The organism is Oscillatoria nigro-viridis PCC 7112 (genome assembly GCF_000317475.1).
In the GTDB taxonomy this organism is placed as follows: Bacteria; Cyanobacteriota; Cyanobacteriia; order Cyanobacteriales; family Microcoleaceae; genus Microcoleus; species Microcoleus nigroviridis.
In genome coordinates this window covers 2,987,673-3,008,296 of sequence record NC_019729.1, presented here as the reverse complement: position 1 = coordinate 3,008,296, position 20,624 = coordinate 2,987,673, and the positions used below count along the sequence as shown (strand labels likewise).

At 45.1% G+C, this 20,624-nt stretch carries 17 protein-coding genes; 3 read left to right on the top strand and 14 right to left on the bottom strand.

What is annotated here, in order from left to right:
• The first annotated feature begins 37 nt into the window (after positions 1-37).
• Entirely contained in the window at positions 38-6,112 is a 6,075-nt protein-coding gene (locus OSC7112_RS12740) for a hybrid sensor histidine kinase/response regulator (RefSeq protein ID WP_015176277.1), read from the top strand.
• A 9-nt stretch (positions 6,113-6,121) separates the two neighbouring features.
• Positions 6,122-7,621: a hybrid sensor histidine kinase/response regulator gene (locus tag OSC7112_RS12735; RefSeq protein WP_015176276.1), complete on the top strand. Its 1,500-nt coding sequence runs from the start codon at positions 6,122-6,124 to the stop codon at positions 7,619-7,621.
• 117 nt (positions 7,622-7,738) lie between these two features.
• Here OSC7112_RS12735 and OSC7112_RS12730 read toward each other — a convergent pair whose 3' ends face one another.
• The gene (locus OSC7112_RS12730) at positions 7,739-7,948 is read right to left on the bottom strand and encodes an alpha/beta hydrolase family protein (RefSeq protein WP_015176275.1); all 210 of its coding nucleotides are present in this window, start codon (positions 7,946-7,948) and stop codon (positions 7,739-7,741) included.
• 191 nt (positions 7,949-8,139) lie between these two features.
• Here OSC7112_RS12730 and OSC7112_RS12725 point away from each other — a divergent pair, with 191 nt between their 5' ends.
• Complete coding sequence (locus tag OSC7112_RS12725) at positions 8,140-9,408, top strand: RNA-guided endonuclease InsQ/TnpB family protein (protein ID WP_015176274.1); 1,269 nt, start codon at positions 8,140-8,142, stop codon at positions 9,406-9,408.
• 37 nt (positions 9,409-9,445) lie between these two features.
• Here the strand turns inward: OSC7112_RS12725 and OSC7112_RS35610 are convergent, their stop codons facing one another.
• The 13 genes from OSC7112_RS35610 to OSC7112_RS12670 all read right to left on the bottom strand — a co-directional run bounded on the left by OSC7112_RS35610 (position 9,446) and on the right by OSC7112_RS12670 (position 20,622).
• The gene (locus OSC7112_RS35610) at positions 9,446-9,571 is read right to left on the bottom strand and encodes an SDR family oxidoreductase (protein ID WP_223300875.1); all 126 of its coding nucleotides are present in this window, start codon (positions 9,569-9,571) and stop codon (positions 9,446-9,448) included.
• A 28-nt stretch (positions 9,572-9,599) separates the two neighbouring features.
• Positions 9,600-10,460 (bottom strand): alpha/beta fold hydrolase, encoded by an 861-nt coding sequence (locus tag OSC7112_RS12720; RefSeq protein ID WP_015176273.1) that lies wholly within the window; start codon positions 10,458-10,460, stop codon positions 9,600-9,602.
• A 137-nt stretch (positions 10,461-10,597) separates the two neighbouring features.
• Positions 10,598-11,473, bottom strand: coding sequence for an SDR family NAD(P)-dependent oxidoreductase (locus OSC7112_RS12715; RefSeq protein ID WP_015176272.1), 876 nt, complete (start codon positions 11,471-11,473; stop codon positions 10,598-10,600).
• Positions 11,474-11,510: 37 nt separating this feature from the next.
• A complete protein-coding gene (locus tag OSC7112_RS12710) occupies positions 11,511-12,068 on the bottom strand; it encodes a DsbA family protein (protein WP_015176271.1) in 558 nt (185 codons plus the stop codon).
• Between the two features lie 323 nt (positions 12,069-12,391).
• A complete protein-coding gene (locus OSC7112_RS12705; protein ID WP_015176270.1) occupies positions 12,392-13,786 on the bottom strand; it encodes a mercuric reductase in 1,395 nt (464 codons plus the stop codon).
• A 279-nt stretch (positions 13,787-14,065) separates the two neighbouring features.
• The gene (locus OSC7112_RS12700; protein ID WP_015176268.1) at positions 14,066-14,713 is read right to left on the bottom strand and encodes a cysteine hydrolase family protein; all 648 of its coding nucleotides are present in this window, start codon (positions 14,711-14,713) and stop codon (positions 14,066-14,068) included.
• Between the two features lie 221 nt (positions 14,714-14,934).
• Entirely contained in the window at positions 14,935-15,147 is a 213-nt protein-coding gene (locus OSC7112_RS12695; protein ID WP_071883980.1) for a hypothetical protein, read from the bottom strand.
• On the bottom strand, positions 15,080-15,229 hold the full coding sequence (locus OSC7112_RS35600; RefSeq protein WP_223300821.1) for a DUF1348 family protein: 150 nt from the start codon (positions 15,227-15,229) through the stop codon (positions 15,080-15,082). Before OSC7112_RS35600 ends, OSC7112_RS12695 begins: the two co-directional genes overlap by 68 nt.
• Before the next feature lie 176 nt (positions 15,230-15,405).
• Positions 15,406-16,509 (bottom strand): Gfo/Idh/MocA family protein, encoded by a 1,104-nt coding sequence (locus tag OSC7112_RS12690; protein ID WP_015176267.1) that lies wholly within the window; start codon positions 16,507-16,509, stop codon positions 15,406-15,408.
• 6 nt (positions 16,510-16,515) lie between these two features.
• Positions 16,516-17,541: a zinc-binding dehydrogenase gene (locus tag OSC7112_RS12685; RefSeq protein ID WP_015176266.1), complete on the bottom strand. Its 1,026-nt coding sequence runs from the start codon at positions 17,539-17,541 to the stop codon at positions 16,516-16,518.
• Between the two features lie 19 nt (positions 17,542-17,560).
• Positions 17,561-17,998 carry a nuclear transport factor 2 family protein gene (locus OSC7112_RS12680; protein WP_015176265.1) on the bottom strand — a complete coding sequence of 146 codons (438 nt, stop codon included), beginning with the start codon at positions 17,996-17,998 and terminating at the stop codon, positions 17,561-17,563.
• Between the two features lie 73 nt (positions 17,999-18,071).
• Positions 18,072-18,908, bottom strand: coding sequence for an alpha/beta fold hydrolase (locus OSC7112_RS12675; RefSeq protein WP_015176264.1), 837 nt, complete (start codon positions 18,906-18,908; stop codon positions 18,072-18,074).
• Between the two features lie 118 nt (positions 18,909-19,026).
• Positions 19,027-20,622 carry a GMC family oxidoreductase gene (locus OSC7112_RS12670; RefSeq protein ID WP_015176263.1) on the bottom strand — a complete coding sequence of 532 codons (1,596 nt, stop codon included), beginning with the start codon at positions 20,620-20,622 and terminating at the stop codon, positions 19,027-19,029.
• Positions 20,623-20,624: the final 2 nt, after the last annotated feature.

Here is a 20,624-nt window from a genome sequence, read left to right as displayed (position 1 = left end):
CCTCACGCTCAATTCCCTAGCGATCGGTAGAATAATAATGACTATCAACTTAGCTGGCTATCAATTCGTTGAAACCCTCCATAGCGGGATCAGAACTTCAGTCGATCGCGTTCGGAGGATTTCGGACTTTTCCAGCGCGATCGTCAAAACGCTAAAGGCTGAGTATCCCACTCTTTCCGACATCACCCGCTTGCGGCACGAATATCAAATTCTGCACAGCTTGAACGCAGAAGCGATCGTCAAAGCCATTAGTTTAGAAAGCTATAAAAACGGTTTAGCACTGATATTAGAAGATTCAGGCTCCGAGTCTCTCAACGATTGGATGAAGGGTAAAAAGCTCACAATCATTCAAGTTCTTTCTTTGGGCCTCCAGCTTGTCTCTGCCTTAGCAGAAATCCACAAGCATAACATTATTCATAAAGATGTAAAGCCACAAAATATTATCATCAACCCAGCCACTGAAAAAGTTAAAATTATTGATTTCAGCATCGCTTCGCGCCTGGAGCGAGAAAATTCGACCATCAGCCATCCAGATTTGCTCGAAGGCACACTCGCCTATATGTCGCCAGAACAAACTGGCCGGATGAATCGGTCAATTGACTACCGGACTGATTTTTATTCACTAGGCGTTACCTTCTATGAAATGCTCACAGGAGAGTTGCCCTTTAATTCCACAGACCCGCTGGAATTGGTACACAGCCATATTGCCAAAACTCCCATTCCCCCTCACCAGCTAAATCCTGAAATCCCACCACAAATTTCAGCGATTGCAATGAAGCTATTAGCTAAAAATGCTGAAGACCGCTACCAAAGCACTGAGGGACTAAAATTTGACTTAGAAACTTGCTCGATCGAGCTACAGGCTAGCGGATATATTTCCAACTTTGTTGTTGGAAGTGCGGATAAAGCAGGGCAATTAAATATACCGCAAAAGCTCTACGGTCGTGATTCGGAAGTGGCGGCACTTTTAGAAACTTTCGATCGCGTTGCCAGTGGCACCACCGAATTAATGCTGGTTTCCGGTTATTCCGGCATAGGCAAAACAGTTTTGGTCAATGAAGTTCACAAGCCCATTGTGCGGCAACGAGGCTATTTTATTGCAGGGAAATTTGACCAGTTCAAGCGCAATATTCCTTATGCTTCCCTGATTCAAGCATTCCAATCCTTAACTCAGCAACTTCTAACCGAAGGCGAAGTAGAAATCCAAACTTGGAAAGAAAAACTGTTATCCGCTTTAGGCGATAACGGACAAGTCATCATTGATGTTATCCCTGAAGTCGAATTAATTATTGGCAAACAGCCACCCGTGCCCGATCTAGGGGCAACTGAAGCTCAAAACCGTTTCAGTCGCGTCTTTAAACAATTCATTGGCGTATTTACGACTGTTGACCATCCCTTAGTTATCTTCCTAGATGACTTGCAGTGGGCGGATTCGGCATCCTTGAAATTAATTGAATTGCTAATAACTGATTCTGATAGCAAGTATTTATTGCTGATAGGGGCATATCGAGATAACGAAGTTTTTCCAACTCATCCGACTATTCAAACGATTGACAAGATTCGCCAAACTGGTGCGACGGTGAATAATATTGTCCTTCAACCATTACACCTGGTTCATGTCGAAGAATTAATTGCGGATACTTTAAATGAATCGGGCGGTTCGGAATCCCTGTCTGTAAAAACGCGAAATTTTGCGTCTCTACTTTTTAATAAAACGCAGGGTAATCCTTTCTTCTTAAGTCAACTCCTCAAAACTCTCTATCAAGAAGATTTGTTGACTTATAACTTCACCCCCCTAATCCCCCCTTACCAAGGGGGGACAAAGGGGGGTTGGCAATGGAATATCGAGCAAATTCAAGCGATCGGCATCACCGATTACAATGTTGTCGAACTGATTGCTAGAAACATACGCAAATTGCCCGAAGATACACAAAAAGTATTAAAATTTGCTGCTTGTATTGGCAACACTTTTAACTTAGAAGTTTTGGCGATTGTCAATCAGGAATCATCCTTAGTTACGGCAGCGCAATTGTGGGCAGCACTTCAAGCTGGGTTGATTTTACCTTTGAGCAATGAATACAAAATTCCTCTCGTATTTAGTCAGGAAGAATCGGGCGGTTTTACCTTAACTGATGTGAAGGTTGACTACAAGTTTTTACATGACAGAGTGCAGCAAGCTGCCTATTCTTTGATTCCAGACGATCGTAAAAAAGAGACCCACTTAAAAATTGGTCAACTGCTGCTGCAAAGTACAACGCCCGAAGACCGAAAAGAAAATATTTTCGCTTTAGTTAACCAGCTCAATTATGGTACTGACTTACTTACCGCTGAATCCCAAAAATATGAACTAGCCCAATTGAATCTGATTGCCGGTCAGAAAGCGAAAGCTGCTACAGCCCACGATTCCGCAGTCAAATATTTGCAAGTGGGTTTATCTCTGCTAGCGGTAGATAGTTGGGAGAATCGGTATGAACTGACATTAACGCTGCATGAGGAAGCAGCAGAGTCAGCATATTTGAGTGGTGATTTTGACGGAATGCAGAGATTCGTTGAGATAGTACAAAACTGCGCCAAAACGCTATTGGACATAGTAAAAGTGTACAAAGTCCAGATTCAAGCTTATATGGCGCAGAACAAGCTGCTGGAAGCATTGAATACGGGGCTGCAAGTCTTAAAGCAGTTGGAGGTAGAGTTTCCCGACTCGCCAAACCCATCTGATATTGGGCAGGCGCTGGGGGAAACTGCGACTATTTTGAGCGGCACCCGAATTGAGGACTTAATCGAGCTCCCTGAAATGACCGATCCTTATAAATTAGCAGCGATCGGGATTTTGTCAAGTATATTTTCTGCTTGCTATTCTGGGATGCCCGCACTGGTGCCTTTAACAGTGTGCAAACAAATCGATTTATCGGTTCAATACGGCAATGCTTCTGTGTCTCCCTTTGCATATGCGGTATACAGTCTTCTTCTTTGCGGGGCGGTAGGAGATATTGAGGGGGGCTATGAGTTCGGCCAATTAGCTTTACGTTTAGTCTCAAAGTTAAATGCCAAAGAAATCGAAGTGAAGACTTGCCACTTGGTGTATGCTGCGGTTCAACATTGGAAAGAACACGTCCGGAATACCTTAGAACCTTTCCTGTCAGCTTTCTCTAGCGGGCTGGAAACTGGAGACTTAGAATATGCTGGCTATGCCGTCATGGTGTGGAGTCATTACTCCTTTTTTGTCGGCAAGCAACTAATGCAACTCGAACGAGAGATAGCAAGTTATACAGATGCCATTCATAAAATTAGCCAAGAAACAGCGCTTAATAATACAAATATTTGTTGGCAATCCGTCTTAAACATGATGGGAAACAGCCCAAATTTATGTCAGTTAATGGGTGAAGTATACGACGAAAAAAAAATGCTGCCGCTACACCAGCAAACCAACAACCAACTGGCACTTCATTACTTATACTTGCACAAACTTGCGCTTTGTTACGTGTTTGAAAATTACCAGGAAGCCTTAAAAAATATCCCTCAAGTAGAAAGTTCTTTCGGAGCATCTACAGGGCAGCTAACAGTTGTTATATTCTATTTATACGATTCTCTAGTACGGCTAGCTGTGTATGCTGAAACTTCGCAGTCAGACCAACAGGACATTCTTAACCGAGTACAAGCTAATCAAGAAAAAATGCAAAAATGGGCCCATCATGCCCCAATGAATCACCTGCATAAATTCTATTTAGTAGAGGCAGAAAAGCATCGTGTTTTAGGCGAAAAAGTAGAAGCGATCGAGATGTACGACAAAGCGATCGCTCTTGCTAAAGAAAACGAGTACATCAACGAAGAAGCACTAGCTCACGAACTCGCTGCTAAATTCTATTTGTCCTGGGGTAAAGAAAAGATTGCCCGAACCTACATGACCGATGCTTATTATGCCTATATGCGCTGGGGAGCTTTAGCTAAAGTTAAATATCTAGAAGAAAAATACCCGCAATTAATAGCGCGAGCCTCTGCAGTCACCGAAACCGCTTTCAACCCTACGATGACAATTGCTCCTTTGACCCTTACAGGCGGTCAAACAGAGTTGCTAGACTTGGCAACTGTAATGAAAGCCTCTAGTGCCATTTCTAGCGAAATTGTTCTACCTAACTTGCTCATCAAGTTAATGAAAATTTTGATAGAAAATGCAGGTGCTGAAACAGGAGCGCTGATTTTCTCAAAAGAGGGTCAACTTGTTATAGAAGCGGCGGGGACTAAAGATCGAGTCCGAGTGCTAGAATCTTTACCAGTATCAACTTCTGGGCAAGTGCCTATCTCGGTACTTAATTACGTCACCAGAACTCAGAAAAATGTCGTTTTAAATGATTCGGGCATCGAGGAAATCTTTAACGCCGACCCCTACATTACCCAACACCAGCCAAAATCAATTTTGTGTGCGCCTATCCTATCTCAAGGTAAGTTATGTGCCATCCTGTACCTAGAAAACAACTTGATTGCTGGCGCTTTCACGCCGAAGCGGGTAGAAGTGTTGCGGATGCTATCGGGACAAGCTGCGATCGCCTTAGAGAATGCCAACCTCTATCATACTTTAGAAGTCAAAGTAGAAGAGCGAACCGAGGAATTAAAAGCCAAAAATACGCGCCTAGAAGTAGAAATTCAAGAGAGACAGCGAGCCGAGCAAGCGGCCGAAGCCGCCAACCGCGCCAAGAGCCAATTTCTCGCCAACATGAGCCACGAACTCCGCACGCCGCTCAACGGCATTTTAGGTTATACCCAAATCCTCAAACGAGACACAGGTTTAACCAGTCAGCAAAATTCTGGTATTAACATCATTCATCAGTGTGGCGAACACCTCCTAACTCTGATCAATGACGTTCTAGACCTCTCCAAAATCGAAGCCGGAAAAATGGAACTCTACCTCACCGAGTTTCACCTGTCAGACTTTCTCCAAGGCATTACTGAAATCTGTCAGATTCGCGCCCAACAGAAGGGAATCTCTTTGATTTACGAACCGCTAATTCCACTTCCCACTTGCGTCCAAGCCGATGAAAAAAGATTGCGGCAAATTCTCATCAACTTACTCGGTAATGCGATAAAATTTACTGAAAAAGGAGGCGTTAGTTTTAAAGTAGACAGACTGGAGACTCAGCAATCTTTGTCGTCACCAATCGCCAATCCCCCATCCCCAACAGCGAAATTTATTTTCCAAGTAGAAGATACAGGCATTGGCATCGGGCCGGACGAACTCTCAAAAATATTTTTGCCCTTCGAGCAAGTCAGCGGTTCAGTTAGCCAGATAGAGGGGACAGGATTAGGGCTGCCAATTAGTCGCCAATTAGTGGAGATGATGGGCGGCGAACTGAAAGTACAAAGCTCTTTAGGTAAAGGCAGTATTTTCTGGTTTGAGCTAGAGTTGCCTATTACCGAAAGCTGGGAAGGGAATCACAAAGAACCTGAAAAAATTATTAGGAGTTTCTCAGGCAATCGGCGGAAAATTTTAGTAGTGGACGATCGCTGGCAAAATCGCTCTGTCCTCGTTAATCTTTTAGCTCCCATTGGGTTTGAATTAATGGAGGCAACGGACGGTCAAGACTGCGTGAATAAAGCGCTGTTATTTCAACCGGACTGTATTGTAATTGACTTAGTAATGCCAGTCATGGACGGCTTTGAAGCGGTGAGGCGGATCAGAAAAATCCCTGCATTGAAGGATGTAATCGCGATCGCAACTTCTGCTAGCATTTTATCCGGCGATCCCCAAAGCATTTTCCAGGCTGGCTGCAACGCTTTTCTCCTCAAACCAATTCGGGCAGAAAAGTTATTAGAATGCTTGGGCCACCATTTAGGTTTAGAATGGATTTATGAGGAGCGGACAACTTTCAGTTCAGAAGGTATCTTCACAGATCCCCCTTCCCAAATCCAAGACCAGCAACTGATTGCTCCCCCTTCGGAAGAAGTTGCAGTCCTGTTCGATTTAGCCATGAAAGGTGAACTCCTCAGTATTGAGCAGCGAGCCAGCAAGCTGAAGGCCATAGATATGCGTTATGCACCTTTTGCCAATCAGTTGCTTGAATTAACCAGAAACTTTGAAGAAGACAAATTAGTAGAATTTGTTCAACAGTTTAGATGAGGAATAAAAATGACTAGCGAATCTTTAGACAGAGGAACCATTTTAATTGTGGATGATACGCCCACTAATCTGGGTTCAGTATTGGATTTTTTGACCGCATCAGGCTTCACTGTTTGGGTGGCTCGCAGTGGGTCTAGCGCTCTCAAAAAAGTGCAATATTGCCAGCCGGATTTAATTTTGTTGGATGTTCTGATGCCAGAAATGGACGGATTTAAAACCTGTCAAAATCTCAAAGCAAATGACTTAACTAAAGATATCCCAGTCATTTTTATGACAGCGCTGGACGATACAGAAAGCAAAGTCAAAGGCTTTAATGTGGGGGGAGTTGATTATATCACTAAGCCCCTGCAACAGGAAGAAGTTTTAGCTCGGGCTATCACGCACCTGAATCTGCGAAATCTAACTAAAAAGCTTCAGGCGCAAATTGTCGAGCGCGAGCGAGCGCAAGCCGACTTACAAGTTTTGGCACAACAGCTAGAGATGCGAGTAGAACAGCGCACCGCTGCACTTTCCCAAACGAATGAACGCCTCAAGCAGGAGGCTGCTGAACGCAAGCTTGCAGAAGCAGCTTTGCAAGCTTCGGAAGCGCGAGAGCGGCAAAAAGCCCTACAGCTCGAAAATTCCCTGCACGAACTCAAGCAGGTGCAAAGCCAGCTAATTCAGAGCGAAAAAATGTCCGGGCTAGGCCAACTCGTGGCTGGCGTAGCTCATGAAATCAATAATCCAATTAATTTTATTTATGGAAATCTTTCCTATGCTCTAGAATATTCAAAAACTTTGGTCGCTATCCTTGACCTCTACGAAAAGCACTATCCTAATCCGGCTCCAGATATACAAGCAGAAATCGCCGCCAGCGAGCTAGATTATCTCAAAGACGACTTGCCTAAAATGTTCAAGTCGATGTACTTAGGAGCCGATCGCATCCGCGAAATCGTTTTATCTTTGCGCCTCTTCGCACGGCAAGAAGGATATGAAATGAGATCGGTCAACCTTCACGAAGGGATGGACAGCACGCTGATGATTTTACAGAGCAGGCTAAAATTTAACTCAGACCGCCCCTCGATTGAAGTGGTGCGGGACTATTGCCCAAACCTGCCCGAAGTGGACTGTTATGGGGGAGAAATGAATCAGGTATTTATGAATGTACTTGCAAATGCGATCGATGCTATTGACGAGTGGAACACGCAGAGATCGCTAGAAGAAATTAAAGCGAATCCTAGCGTGATTCGGATTAGCACAGAAGTAACAAGCAACAATTGCGTAGCTGTCCGAATTGTGGACAATGGGCCAGGGATCTCGGAAGAGATTCGCCGCCACGTATTTAACCCGTTTTTTACGACAAAACCCCCCGGTAAGGGCACAGGGATTGGGTTGTCAATTAGCTGGCAAATTGTAGTGGAAAAACACCGGGGAAGCTTGGGGTGTATTTCTGCACCAGACGGGGGAACAGAGTTTACTATTGAGATTCCGATTCGGCAGGAGTCTCCTGTCTTGTCGCTGTCAGCTTGATGCTCTGCAAAAAAGTTAATGAATTCATCGGGTTGATTTATTAAACTACTCCCCAACCTAGCAAGCTTAACAGAAGTTCTGTGGCCGCTGCTTGTCAAGTTTCCTCACCAACGCTCGTCATCCCAGGAATCGCAAATTCAGGGAGCGATTGTCGGCCCCTGAAACGAATAACTCAGCTAACTGTGGCAAGCCCATCTCTTTGGTCAAGCCAATTCCATGAGCCATGACAATAGCAGGAAAGCGATCGCCAGATGCGATTTGATCCGGAGTATAAAAGGTGACGGAACAATGAAGACCTTTACTTTCAAAACTGGTTCTTCTTTGCATAGCTGCTGTGAAAGTTAGTAAATTTGTTGGAGATTGCTGTTCTGTTTTGAAGCGAGTTCCTTATATGCTTTGTTATTGCCCGGTATTGTAAATCTTCGTTGAGTTTATAAGCAATTATAAACAATAATGGTATCATATCGCTATGAGTTTTGAACAAGGAATACGCACAGCTCAAAGAACGGAAGTCTCAAATGCAGCTAACAGAGAGGCACATCATTAAATCGACGGAACACCGTTTCGCCCAAATAGACGAACTAGCTTTCAAGTCCAAAAATCTCTACAATGCCGCCAATTACGTCATTCGTCAGAGTTTTATTTATGGGTGGGGCTATGTTAATTACAACGAAACGAACCGCTTGATGAAGTCTCATGAAGCATACAAGGCTTTGCCTGCTAAAGTTAGTCAGCAAATCTTGATGGTGCTAGATAAAAATTGGAAATCGTTTTTTGAAGCCGTTAAAGCTTACAAAGCTGACTCTTCAAGATTCACGGGTCGCCCAAAATTGCCAAAGTACAAAGATAAAGTCAAAGGGCGAAACCTTCTCGTCTACACGATTCAAGCAATTAGCAGCAAACAGTTGAAGAAAGGAGTCATTAAACTTTCCGGCACTGAACTTTCAATGAAAACCCAACTCAATCCCAACCAGATTTGTCAAGTTCGACTGGTTCCGAAATGTGATTCCTATGTAATGGAGGTGATTTATGATGAACCGGAGTCCACCCTTGGCAACGCTAATTCTGTAGCTAGTATTGATTTAGGACTGGATAATTTAGTGGCGTTAACTTCAAATCAACCGGGATTTATCCCTTTGTTGATTAACGGGCGACCATTAAAATCGATTAACCAGTTCTACAACAAACGCAAATCCCGATTACAATCCCAGTTAAAAGGGAATCGCAAAACTTCACCCCGGATTCAGCGCTTAACTCGCTGTCGCAACCAGAAAGTTGATAATTACCTGCATCATGCTAGTCGTGTGATTGTTGACCATTTGGTAGCGAACAAAATTGGAACGCTGGTAATCGGCCAAAATGCACAGTGGAAAACCGATATCAATCTAGGTAAACAAACAAACCAAAACTTTGTCAGTATTCCTCACTCTCGATTAATTGAGATGTTAGAATACAAAGCTCGCTTGGTGGGAATCACAGTAATTGTGCAGGAAGAATCCTACACGTCCAGAAGTAGCTTTCTGGGTTTAGACCCAATTCCTGTTTACGGGAAAACAGCAAAAGAGCCGATGTTTACTGGTAAGCGTATCAAGCGAGGTTTGTACAAAACATCGACTGGTCAGTTAATTAATTGTGATATCAACGCTTCGTATAACATCCTCAGAAAAGCAATCCCAAATGCGTTTAGCGATGGGATAGAGAGCTGCGTAGTTGGGCCAATGCGGGTCAATCCGCTCAAAGTAAAAGCGAAGGGGGAGGGACTTGAAGCCTCCCATGCCTATAAATGACTATACTTTTACCAGCTATATCCACTTTTAGGGTGCTTCAAATCTGTGCTATACCGTCATCGACAAACATCTCTATGCTGTTAACAAAGCTGCTGTCATCCGATGCAAGGAAGACAACAGCTTTAGCTATCTCGTCTGGCGTACCCACCCGCCCAAGAGAGATATTGTCGCCACCAATTCGTGATGAAGCCCTATGAAGTAATGTGAGTTGTCATAAAGCGAACGATATGGTCAGCGATCGCATTTCCTTCCTCTTCCAGGGCAAAATGCCCGGTATCGAGTAAATGAAAATCAAGGGTTTGCAAATCGCGCTTGTAGGGATAAGCACCTTCGGCTGGAAAGATAAAGTCATTTTTACCCCAAACAATCAGGGTAGGTGGCTGATATTTGCGGAAATACTCCTGCCATTGCTGATATAACGGTGGGTTAGTGCCATAGCTATAAAACAGCGCGAGTTGAATCTCATCGTTTCCGGGGCGATCTAGTAGGGGTTGATCGATGTTCCAGTTATCAGGGCTGATCGCTTCAGGATTGCGAACACCATTGGTATATTGCCACTTCGTTGCTTCTTGGGTGACAAGGTATTTGAGCTTGTCAGCATTCTCAGGAGAAGGGTCTTGCCAGTATGCCTTAATTGGTTTCCAAAATTCGCCGAGACCTTCCTCGTAGGCATTCCCGTTTTGGACAATCAATGCTTCTACTCGCTCTGGATGTTTAGCCGCAATCCGAAAGCCAATGGGCGCACCATAATCCATCACATAAAGGCTGTAGCGCTGGAGATCGATGGCGGTAATAAATTTTTCCACGATCTCGGCGAGGCGATCGAACGTATAGTCAAACTCATGCACAGTTGGCATAGAACTGTTACCGTAGCCCGGATAATCAGGTGCAACCACATGAAAGCGATCGCTAAGTGCGGGAATCAGATTGCGAAACATATGAGAAGAGGTGGGGAAGCCATGCAACAGCAGAATTGTGGGATTACTACGGGAGCCAGCTTCGCGGTAAAAGATATCTAAACCATCAATCGAAACTGTGCGAAATTTGGTCATAACATTACTCCTTTTGAGTTTTTTTACACTTGATGGATAACGTAGAAGTGTGTACTTCTACGTTCGGTAAAAGGTGATGCGTCGATGAAGAAATTCATAATCGAGTGTTCTCGGCAGTCGCGAAAGATTTTGCCGATCTAAACTTGCTGGGTGAGGCTAGGAAAATTAAATCCCACGCCCGCATTGGCGGTAGACTCTTGCCAGATATGCTCAAAGCGCTGATATTCTTCGATATCTGAGAAAAGTTTTTGCACAATCGTTGGTAGTGCATTGGGGCCGATCGCTAAGTGAAGCGGCGGGTCAGGTAATTCCACCACTTTCAACATGGCTTGAACACCCGTTGGTACATGACCACGAGGTTGTTCTGCGGCAAATTTGACCACTTCCGCCCGGAGAGAATTGTACTCTGGCATTTGCTTTGCCGTCATCAAAGAGCGACCTGAAAAGTCGGTCTCAAAGCCTCCTGGCTCAACAATTGTCACCTTAATGCCAAAAGGTTTAAGTTCTTGTGCGAGGCTCTCTGAAAGTCCTTCGACTGCAAATTTAGAAGCATGATATAGCCCCATCGTAGGAAATGTTTTCCGTCCGCCTATTGAAGAAATATTCAAGATATGACCAACGCCTTGTTTCTTGAATATCGGAATGAGGGCACGAGTCACATTGAGCAGCCCAAAGAAGTTGGTTTCAAGTTGGTCACGGATTTGCTGGTCGCTTACCTCCTCAATTGCACCCATCAATCCATAGCCCGCGTTGTTCACCAGCACATCAATTCTGGTGAATGCTGCTAAACCACTCCGCACAGCCGTTTGAATGGTTGCTGGATCGGTAACATCTAAACAAACTGCCTTTCCCGTCTGCGGATATTGCTGCTCTAAATCTTGAATTTTGCTGACATCACGAGCCGTTGCAATGACACGATCGCCTTGAGCCAAAGCAGCTTCAGCTAAAGTTCGACCAAAGCCCGTAGAACTGCCTGTAATCAGCCACACGCGAGATGATGTTTGATTCGTCATGATAATGTTCCTGAATATTGATTGGTCTTGGACTGGCTCAATTTGCTGTATTGACAATGGCTGCTATCAACTGCTCCATATTCCAGCGATCGCTATACCGAATCCCATTAATAAACAAAGCTGGGGCAGCCGTTACTCCACTGTGGATGCCACTTTCAATATCTTGATTAATGCGCTCCAGATGTATATGCCTAAACAGATCTTGCAGAAATTGGGAGATATCGAGTCCTAGATCGTTGGCATACTGTACTAAATAACCATCTGCTAACTGTTGTTGATGGATGAACAAAATGTCATGTATTTGCCAAAACTGACCTTGAACAGCAGCCGCTTCAGCCGCTTCAGCCGCCCGTAGAGCTTGAGAATGAATTTCGATTTGCGGAAAATGACGAAAAATAAAGCACAAATAATCCTCTCCCAACGCAATACTGAGTTGTTGCCCAATGACTTTCAGTAACCGATAAACATCCGCACTTTTTTGACATTGATAATCTCCATACATCACCAGGATCGCAGCGGCACTTAACATCCCCTGTTTATGATCCTGAGTTGAAGGAGGGACAAATAATAAACGGTGTTTACGGTCATTGTTCACTGAAACCTCCGAGGGGAAGTATGTTTACCGCAAGTGATACCTGCGGTTACGCCTACATCCCTCTCCTCTGTGTGCTATCTGTATTCAGCAAACTTGAATCTTGCAACCCGATTGCTATCTGTATTTGCATAAATTCAATATATGCAATTGACTTTGGTTTGTCGTCCACTCACAGTTGATAATTTTATTGAGTCGAGTGGACGATCGCTTAACCCATCTCAAAATGGAAGGCTAACTCCAACTAAAGTTGGAATTCAACAAAATACCTCAATTCCCCACCCAGCAACATCACTCCTGGTTGTCAGATGTTTGCACTAACTGCCTTACAACTTTGAAAACAGCAAATTTAACCCTTCGGTCATTGTGGGATGAGTCAACACGCCATCGCGCAAAACAGTGTAGGGCATTTGAGCTTGCATCACCATTTGCACCGTTGAAATCACTTCACCCGCTTCATGACACAAGAGTGAAGAACCAAGAATATGTCCTGTCTCGGTATCCACGATCACCTTTAGCAAGCCATCAGTTTTACCCAATGTTTTCGCTCTGGGAATGGCTGAGGCATCTAGTTTTGCTACTCGAATGGCATACCCTTGTTGCCGTGCTTCGGTTTCAGTCAAACCCACATGGGCCAGTTCTGGATCGATGAACAAACAGGAGGGAATCAGGCGATCGCTTGTGTTGCGGTTGCCGCCATCAATCAAATTCGCTTTGATAATCCGATAATCGTCCAGGGACACATGAGTATATTGCGGGCCGCCATTGATGTCGCCTAATGCCCAAATGCCTGGTACATTCGTCTCTAGGCGATCGTTAACTACAATAAATCCACGAACATCAGTTGTCACACCAGCAGCAGCTAAATTTAAGCGATCGGTAGTTGGCGCACGACCAACAGCAACGAGCAAATGTGAACCTTGAAGCTCTATTTCCTGATTAGCGACTTGGATTTGCAGTTTGATTGCCTTGCCAGTGCGATCGACCTTGAGCACTTTCGCATTCAACAGGAATTTAATCCCATCTCGTTCTAAAACGGTTTGAACTGCGATCGCTATATCTGGATCTTGCTGTGACAGGATTTGCTCACTTTGCCCAATGACAGTAACGCGACAGCCAAAGCGCCGAAACATCTGAGCAAACTCTAAACCAATATAGCCACTACCGAGAACGATCAGGTGTTCAGGCAAGTATTCTAGCTCCATAATCGACTCACTCGTTAAAAACTCAACTTCAGTAAGTCCGGGTACAGATGGAATTAACGGTCGTGTGCCTGTATTAATAAATAAGCGTTCGGCGGTAAGTAAGCGATTGTTCCCCTCAGTTGTTGTTACTGCGATCGTTTTGGGAGCAACAAACCTTGCTTCCCCGACGATCAAGTTGTTATCCAGAGCCGTTTCTAGATTGTGCAAATTCATTTCACGCGCAGATTGCACAACCGATCGTTTTCGTTGGATCACCTCTGCTAAATTAACGATGGGTGTATTGGCTTTAACACCATAAGCGGCACTGTTTCGCACTGTGTTTGCAACACTGGCACTCGCCACCATCGTTTTAGTAGGAATGCAAGCGATATTGATGCACCCGCCACCGATCGTATTTAAACTGCGTTCAACCAGAGCGGTTTTACGTCCGTCAGCAACTAGCGCTGGTGCAAGTGTTTTACCCGCTTTGCCGCCGCCGATAATAATATCGTCATAGTGTTGAGTGTCCACTTCCATATCCTTTGGGTTTGATAAGGTGAATACGATTTCTAGAAGGTGTTATGAATTTCAGAAAAAACTGGCTGACTAAGAGGGTTTTAGCGATAAAGCAGTTCACCTGAAGTATATTTCTGCCAAATATTTACGTTGTACCCACCCCGACATTTCGTACTTAGGAGGATGCCAGCAGTAGCATCAGCAGAAGCTCTTAAGGAAAAATTAGCTAAGATACTAATTGGCAGAGCAAGAAGTAACGCGGATGTTTTCATAAGTGTTGTAAAATTCATGAGTTTGACATTACTCCATTGCTGCTACAACTTCATCCGTAGACAGGACTGCATTGGCGATATACCCAAAGTTAATCAGTGCTGCCTTGTAGCCGTCGCCCAGTTGCGGATGCCGAGGGGCTGCTGTTGCATCCTTAACGACAAGAACCTCAAATCCCTGTTCGAGCAATTCGCGTAGATGAGCTTCAACACAAAGATTTGCTAACATTCCAAGTAGAATGACTTTGCTAATCTTGCGTTTACGCAGTTGCAAAACGAGGTCGTTAGTTTGCGGCCCATAGACTTTGTGTGGACTGGCCACAATCGTCTTGCCATCCTCAATGAAGGGCTTATAACGATCGAGCCAGTCAGCACCCGATCCCAGGAATCCATCGAGGCTCAACGCACCACGGCGATCGAACTCCTTAACCTCAAGCATCATTTGCTCTAGGTTTCCGGCAAATTTCCAACTATGATCGGTGGGGTAGTAATAGTGAGGGGAGATAAAAACCTCGAATTCATTCTGCTTCGCGGCTTTGAAGATTCGCTCAATATTTTCGATAGTCTTGTTATCCTTAACACTCTCACCCACCAAATCCCAGGAAACCCCTTTTTCGCTCAAGACATCGTTTTGCGGATCGATGACGACTACTGCGGTGTCATTCTTGTTGATTTTCATGGTTTTTCTCCTTGCTTGTTGATTTTCACCGTTCTCTTTCTTAAAAACCACCCGCCATGTGCAGCGTTTTCCCAATGATTCAGAATCAGAATATTTTGGTTGTCAGGGCGATCTCGGTGGGCGAATTATCTAGCAGTAGTCACCCCATTTTAGACTTTGATAGCACTGCCTAAATGCTGTTCCAAAAACGCCAAGGTGCGATCGTGTGCTAATTATGCAATTTATTGGCGCTCGGCGGGACTAAGTGCTTGATAGATTAAAGGTGCAATGATAGCGATATTTTTCACCAACTCATCGGAGAGTGACAATCGCTGTTTTAAGTAGTTAGGATCGTTGTAACTCACCCACACCTTGGCGTCAGTCGCTTCATGAGCCAGTACCTTCTGACATGTAAGCGAGTGATACTTTTTCAGGATTGCGTGTGTTCCAAGCATCTTCTGCAATTCGGACTTTTTGGATGGCAGATTCATGAGCGAAAGACGGCAGGTGTAGTCGAGGATTTTCGGGGTTGTTCATAGTATGGCAGTGCAGAATAGCATTTTTCTACTATCTGTCGCAGCACCTCTAACTCACAAGCAGTCAAAAGTTCGATTGCAATGATTTGCCTGTAGGTTTGTTCGCTCAATTCGTCTAATTTTTTATGATGATGCCTGTAATTACCGAGTGACGTTTAGTAATCTTTCGCAGAAATCTTAGGTATATTGTCTACTACCAGTTGCAGCCGATTGTTCAACTGCATTTATGAGACGGTGCAAAATCACAGCATCTGCAAATGTTGGTGTCGTTTTTGTTCCACTTTTAAAATCGGTAGCAAGTAGGGCATAGTTATTGAAAACAGTCATTGCTATTATCCCTATATCTGCATTTGCCGTTATATATTTTTGCGGGACATCAAGGTTTTGCATAGCAGCATCTTCACCTTGAGCGCCTTGGACTTTAGTTTCGCCAAGCCCAGGATAGCCAAGCGAACTTGTGACAATCAGATCGCCTTGCGTCCCGTTAATCTCCAACCTGAAATTGCTGCCTCGTGATAAACCCCCTCGAAAATGGGCAGAAACCACGCAGCCGCTTTTCATTTTACCATTGATGACAATTTGATCCGGTGTTTCCATCGCAACGATCGCCCCTGTTTCGATTACCTGCGCTGTCTTTCTCCTGCTATCTAACGTTGCCATAACCTCACTCAACTCAGAGTTCAGCACATAACCCACAGCATCGATCGCATGGGCAAAGGCAACATTTATCATCCCAGCACCATTCTTTGGATTTAGAGTATAAGCAAATTGTTCAGGAATCATTGCTCCGCCGATCATTCCTGAACCAATAAGTGAAACGGACAGAACCTCACCTACATAACCATCGCGAATTAAGTCACGAATAAAATTAACTTCCGGCGTTGTGCGAGACTGCAATCCCACCACCGCATGAACTTTGTATTTTTTAGCGAGTTGTTCCAGTTCAACTGCCTCTTGCAGTCCGTTAGCCAAAGGCCATTCGCAATAAACCGATTTTCCAGCCCGGATTGCAGCACTCACCAATTCAAAGTGATATGGCACTTTGACGGTAACGACAACCAAATCCACATCTGGACACGCCAACAAATCCTCATGAAGTTGGAAGGCATACGGTACATTAAACTTGAGTGCCGATTCCTCCGCCATAGTTGGATCTGAATTTGTCAATGCAACGATTTTGAAATCAGGTGATGCTTGCAACGCAGGTAGATGCGCGGTCATAGCCCATCCGCGCGAGGGATGAACACCAATGATACCAACGCCGATTTTTCCATTTTCCATAATAGATTACATTTCAATGACAACACGCCCAATAATTTCACCAGCCTCTAGCGATCGCTGTGCTTCGGCTACTTGTTGAAGTGGAAAAACTTGATCGAGGTGAACCTGCAATTGACCAACATCGACTAGTCGTGAGATTTCTTTGAGAATCTGCGTTTGGCGAACCCGAAATTCATGGTTGCCAGTCACTTGCGGCAAACCTATATTGACGAACTTCATGCTCAAATTTTTATATTCGGCAACGAGATTGTTCCCATTCGGCCAATTAGAGACGACTGTATTTACGAGCGTTCCATACGGTGCAACTAGGTCGATGCTGTTGGCAAAGTTTTCACGACCAATGTAGTCAAGCACGACATCTGCACCATCCTTACCTGTCCAGTAAATTAGCGCTTGCTTCACATCCACTTTTTTATAGTCGATGAGTAATTCGGCTCCTAGTGTACGTACCAATTTTTCCTTTGCAGTACCACTAACTGTCGTCGCCACACGTCCACCGCGATTTAGCACCAGTTGAATGCTGATATGCCCAATCCCACCAGCGCCGCCGTGTACCAATACAAAGTCACCTAATTGGACATTCGCCCGATCAATTACCGCCTCCCACGCCGTCAAAGCGACGACGGGCAACGCTGCGGCTGTTATATAATCAAGCGACTTCGGCTTTGGCGACAGATAATGACCATTAACAACTTTATATTGCGCGTAGCTACCATGTTTATCTGCGTAGCCGCCGTCGTAATACCAAACTTCATCACCCAGCTCAATGTGCGTGATACCCGTTCCTACCGCCTCGACAATGCCAACTCCGTCCATCCCCAGGATACTAAAGCCCTGTTTCCCTGACCCTACCGCATAAGAAGGAAACCCGAATTTTCTGTTTTGACAATCGCCTGGATTAACACCTGCCGCTTTGATTTTTACTAGTACATCGGTTGGATGTTCAATACGCGGCATATCGACTTCTGTGTAAGTCAACGCTTCCAAACCGCCAGGTTCGGTCATGATAACCGCTTTCATTTTCTGAACCATGTTTTTTTCCTTGCGCCGTTCAGGTAATAGTCAGAATGGTTCTTTTTAAGCTAAGTGTCGTAGTGAGCCAGCAGCCCTCTCTCAATTCCAGCATTTCGTAATAATGTCCGAAGCCATGAAGCGTTTTGAAAAGCCCTTTTACATCTTTGGGATAAATGATCCAGTCCTCCATCGACCAGATCGCCCGCGCTGTCGTTTCCGAAGTCAATTGAATTTCAGAGTTATGAACCTGATGGATGGTCTGAGATCCGCTTAACGTGGTTGCTGTTTGGTCGATGAAACTTTGAAGGTCTGTAAATTGGTATAACAGCTCTCCTTCAACGCCATGAAAAGTAAGATGCACCGTCGGCGTAAATAAGTTTTTGAAATCGTCCCACTGCTTGAGATCGATGAATCGGCAATAGCGTGCTTTGACCTGACGAATATTTTCCAGCGCCGTGAGTTGTTGAAGATCCATGTTTTCTTTTTTGCAAGAATTCTTGACAATCGCAACAGTTACCGTTGATTTCGGGTGGATTTTGGAATTCTGATTAATTTCCTTTAAGAAAGTCCAGCAGTAAAGGATTCACTTGTTCGGCATGAGTCCAATTGATAGCATGAGGGCCGCCAGGTATCACCACAAGGCGACTGTCTTTAATTAGCTGCGGCAGTCTCTTTGCGGTAGACTCAAATGGCAGAATGCGATCGCTATCTCCATGAATGATCAGAGTCGGCACATCGATGCGAGGTAGAGCGTCACGAAAATCAGTCAACCAAGATGGCACACAATCCAGAGTTGCCTTAGCAGAGGCTGCTGCTGCAACATTCCAACTGGCTTGAATTGCTTCATGGCTGATGCGGTCTCCAAGCAGTAAATCCACGTTGAAAAAATCTTTGAAGAATGCGGAAAAATAGGCTGGGCGGTCTTCAACAATCGCTTTCATAATCCCGTCAAAAACGCTTTGCTCGACGCCTTCTGGGTTATCGTCTGTCTTTAACAGGAAAGGAGGAACAGGAGCCATCAGCACGGCTTTTTGCACACGCTCCGATCCGTATTTGCCGAGATAGCGTGTTACTTCACCTGTCCCCATAGAGAAACCGACCAGCACGGCATCGCGGAGGTCGAGTTTGGTCATCAGCGCATTGAGATCTGATGCGAAGGTGTCGTAGTCATATCCAAACGAAGGTTGACTGGAGTTGCCAAATCCTCGGCGATCGTAGGTGATAACCCGATACCCCTCGTTCAGCAGAACTAATACCTGCTTTTCCCAAGAATGACCGCTCAAGGGAAATCCGTGAATCAAAACAACAGGTTGCCCTGTTCCCAAATCTTCGTAGTAGATATCAATGTTTGCAGAGTTTTCTTGACCAACAGTAATGTAAGGCATCAGAGGTTTCTCCTTTGTAAATCGATTGAGTTTTTGCCCGTGCTAAAGAGTTGCTTTGCTAATTAGTACAGATCCTTTGCTCCTACCAATTGTCGCGATCGCGAAGTGTGAGCTTGGCTCAATTGCCAACAGCTAAATACCCCAAGTGTCCCGAATTTTGGACGTTGTACTGGGTCATCAGGTTTCGGCGAGTCCGACTGGCTTTAATTAAATCTGCTGCTTTTTCACCAATCACGATCGTTGGTGCATTCGTATTACCTGTTGTCAGGGTTGGCATGATAGAGGCATCGACGACACGCAAGCCCTCTATTCCATGTACCCGTAGTTCAGGGTCAACAACCGCCATTGGGTCAGTACCCATTTTGCAGGTGCCGACCGGATGGGACACCGTATCGCAAGCGTCTCGGACGTAAGCAGCAAGTGCCTCATCACTCTGCACATCAAGACCGGGAGCCAGTTCCTCTCGTCGAAACTCATCAAAGGAATGGGTTTCAAAAATTCGGCGAAGTACCTTAATTCCTTCGACAAGCTTTTGGACATCAGTTTCACTTTGCAGATAATTCAACCGAATCAGGGGTGGGTCTTGAGGATCGGATGAACGCAAATTGACACTGCCAATGTTTTGAGGTTGGGTCAAAGAAGCAACCCCAAAGAATCCCGTACCCAATCGGTTAGAACCAGGGGGAGCCCACAAAATCGGGCCTGAGAAACACTGTAAATCGGGTGCAATAGCCGAGTTATTCTCACTGTGAAAGTACAATCCCGCTTCAGCGATTCCGCTACTGGTACCGACAGGGTGAACATCCTCCGTTGCCTGATAGGTGATGGGAGCAAGAATGTGGTCTCGGAGATTTTGACCCACTCCTGGTAGATCGACTACCACCGGAATGCCCAATGCTTGCAGATGTTCGGCAGCACCAATACCCGAAAGCAACAATAGTTTGGGCGAGTCGAATGCCCCTGCACTGAGAATCACTTCTTGGTTGACATAAACCTGATGTAGTGTGCCTTCGTGGCGGTATTCCACGCCAACGGTGCGATCGCCCTCAAACAACAACCGAGTCACGAATGCACCTGTCGTTATTGTCAAATTAGGACGTTGGAGAATCGGCATAAGGAATGCCGCCGCAGCACTGTGGCGCTTCCCCTCTTTGACGGTTAACTGATAAAGTCCTGCCCCTTCTTGTTGACGACCGTTGAAGTCAGGATTATTTTCATAGCCCAGTGCGATCGCAGCATCGACAAAGCGTCGAGACGTTACAGCCGGAACCTCGATATCAGTGACGCTTAACTCTCCATCGACTCCGTGATATTCAGAGGCCCCCCGTTGCTGATGCTCCGATTTCTTAAAGTAGGGCAATACATCCTGATAACTCCAACCGGGATTTCCCAATGCTTGCCAGTGGTCATAATCGTGGGGATTACCTCGGATATAAATCATGAAATTAATCGAACTGCTACCCCCTAAAACCTTGCCACGAGGACAAAAGATTTTGCGATCGTTGAGCTCGGGTTCCGGTTCAGAGAAGTAGCTCCAATCCACCTCAGAACCGAGTAATTTCAAACATTCTGACGGAATTTCAATTTCTGGTTTCGGATCGGGATTACCCGCTTCGAGGAGTAACACCGTTGTTTCGCTATCCTCTGTCAGACGGTTAGCAACCACGCAGCCTGCCGACCCAGCCCCAATCACAATGTAGTCATAGTGAGTCATTT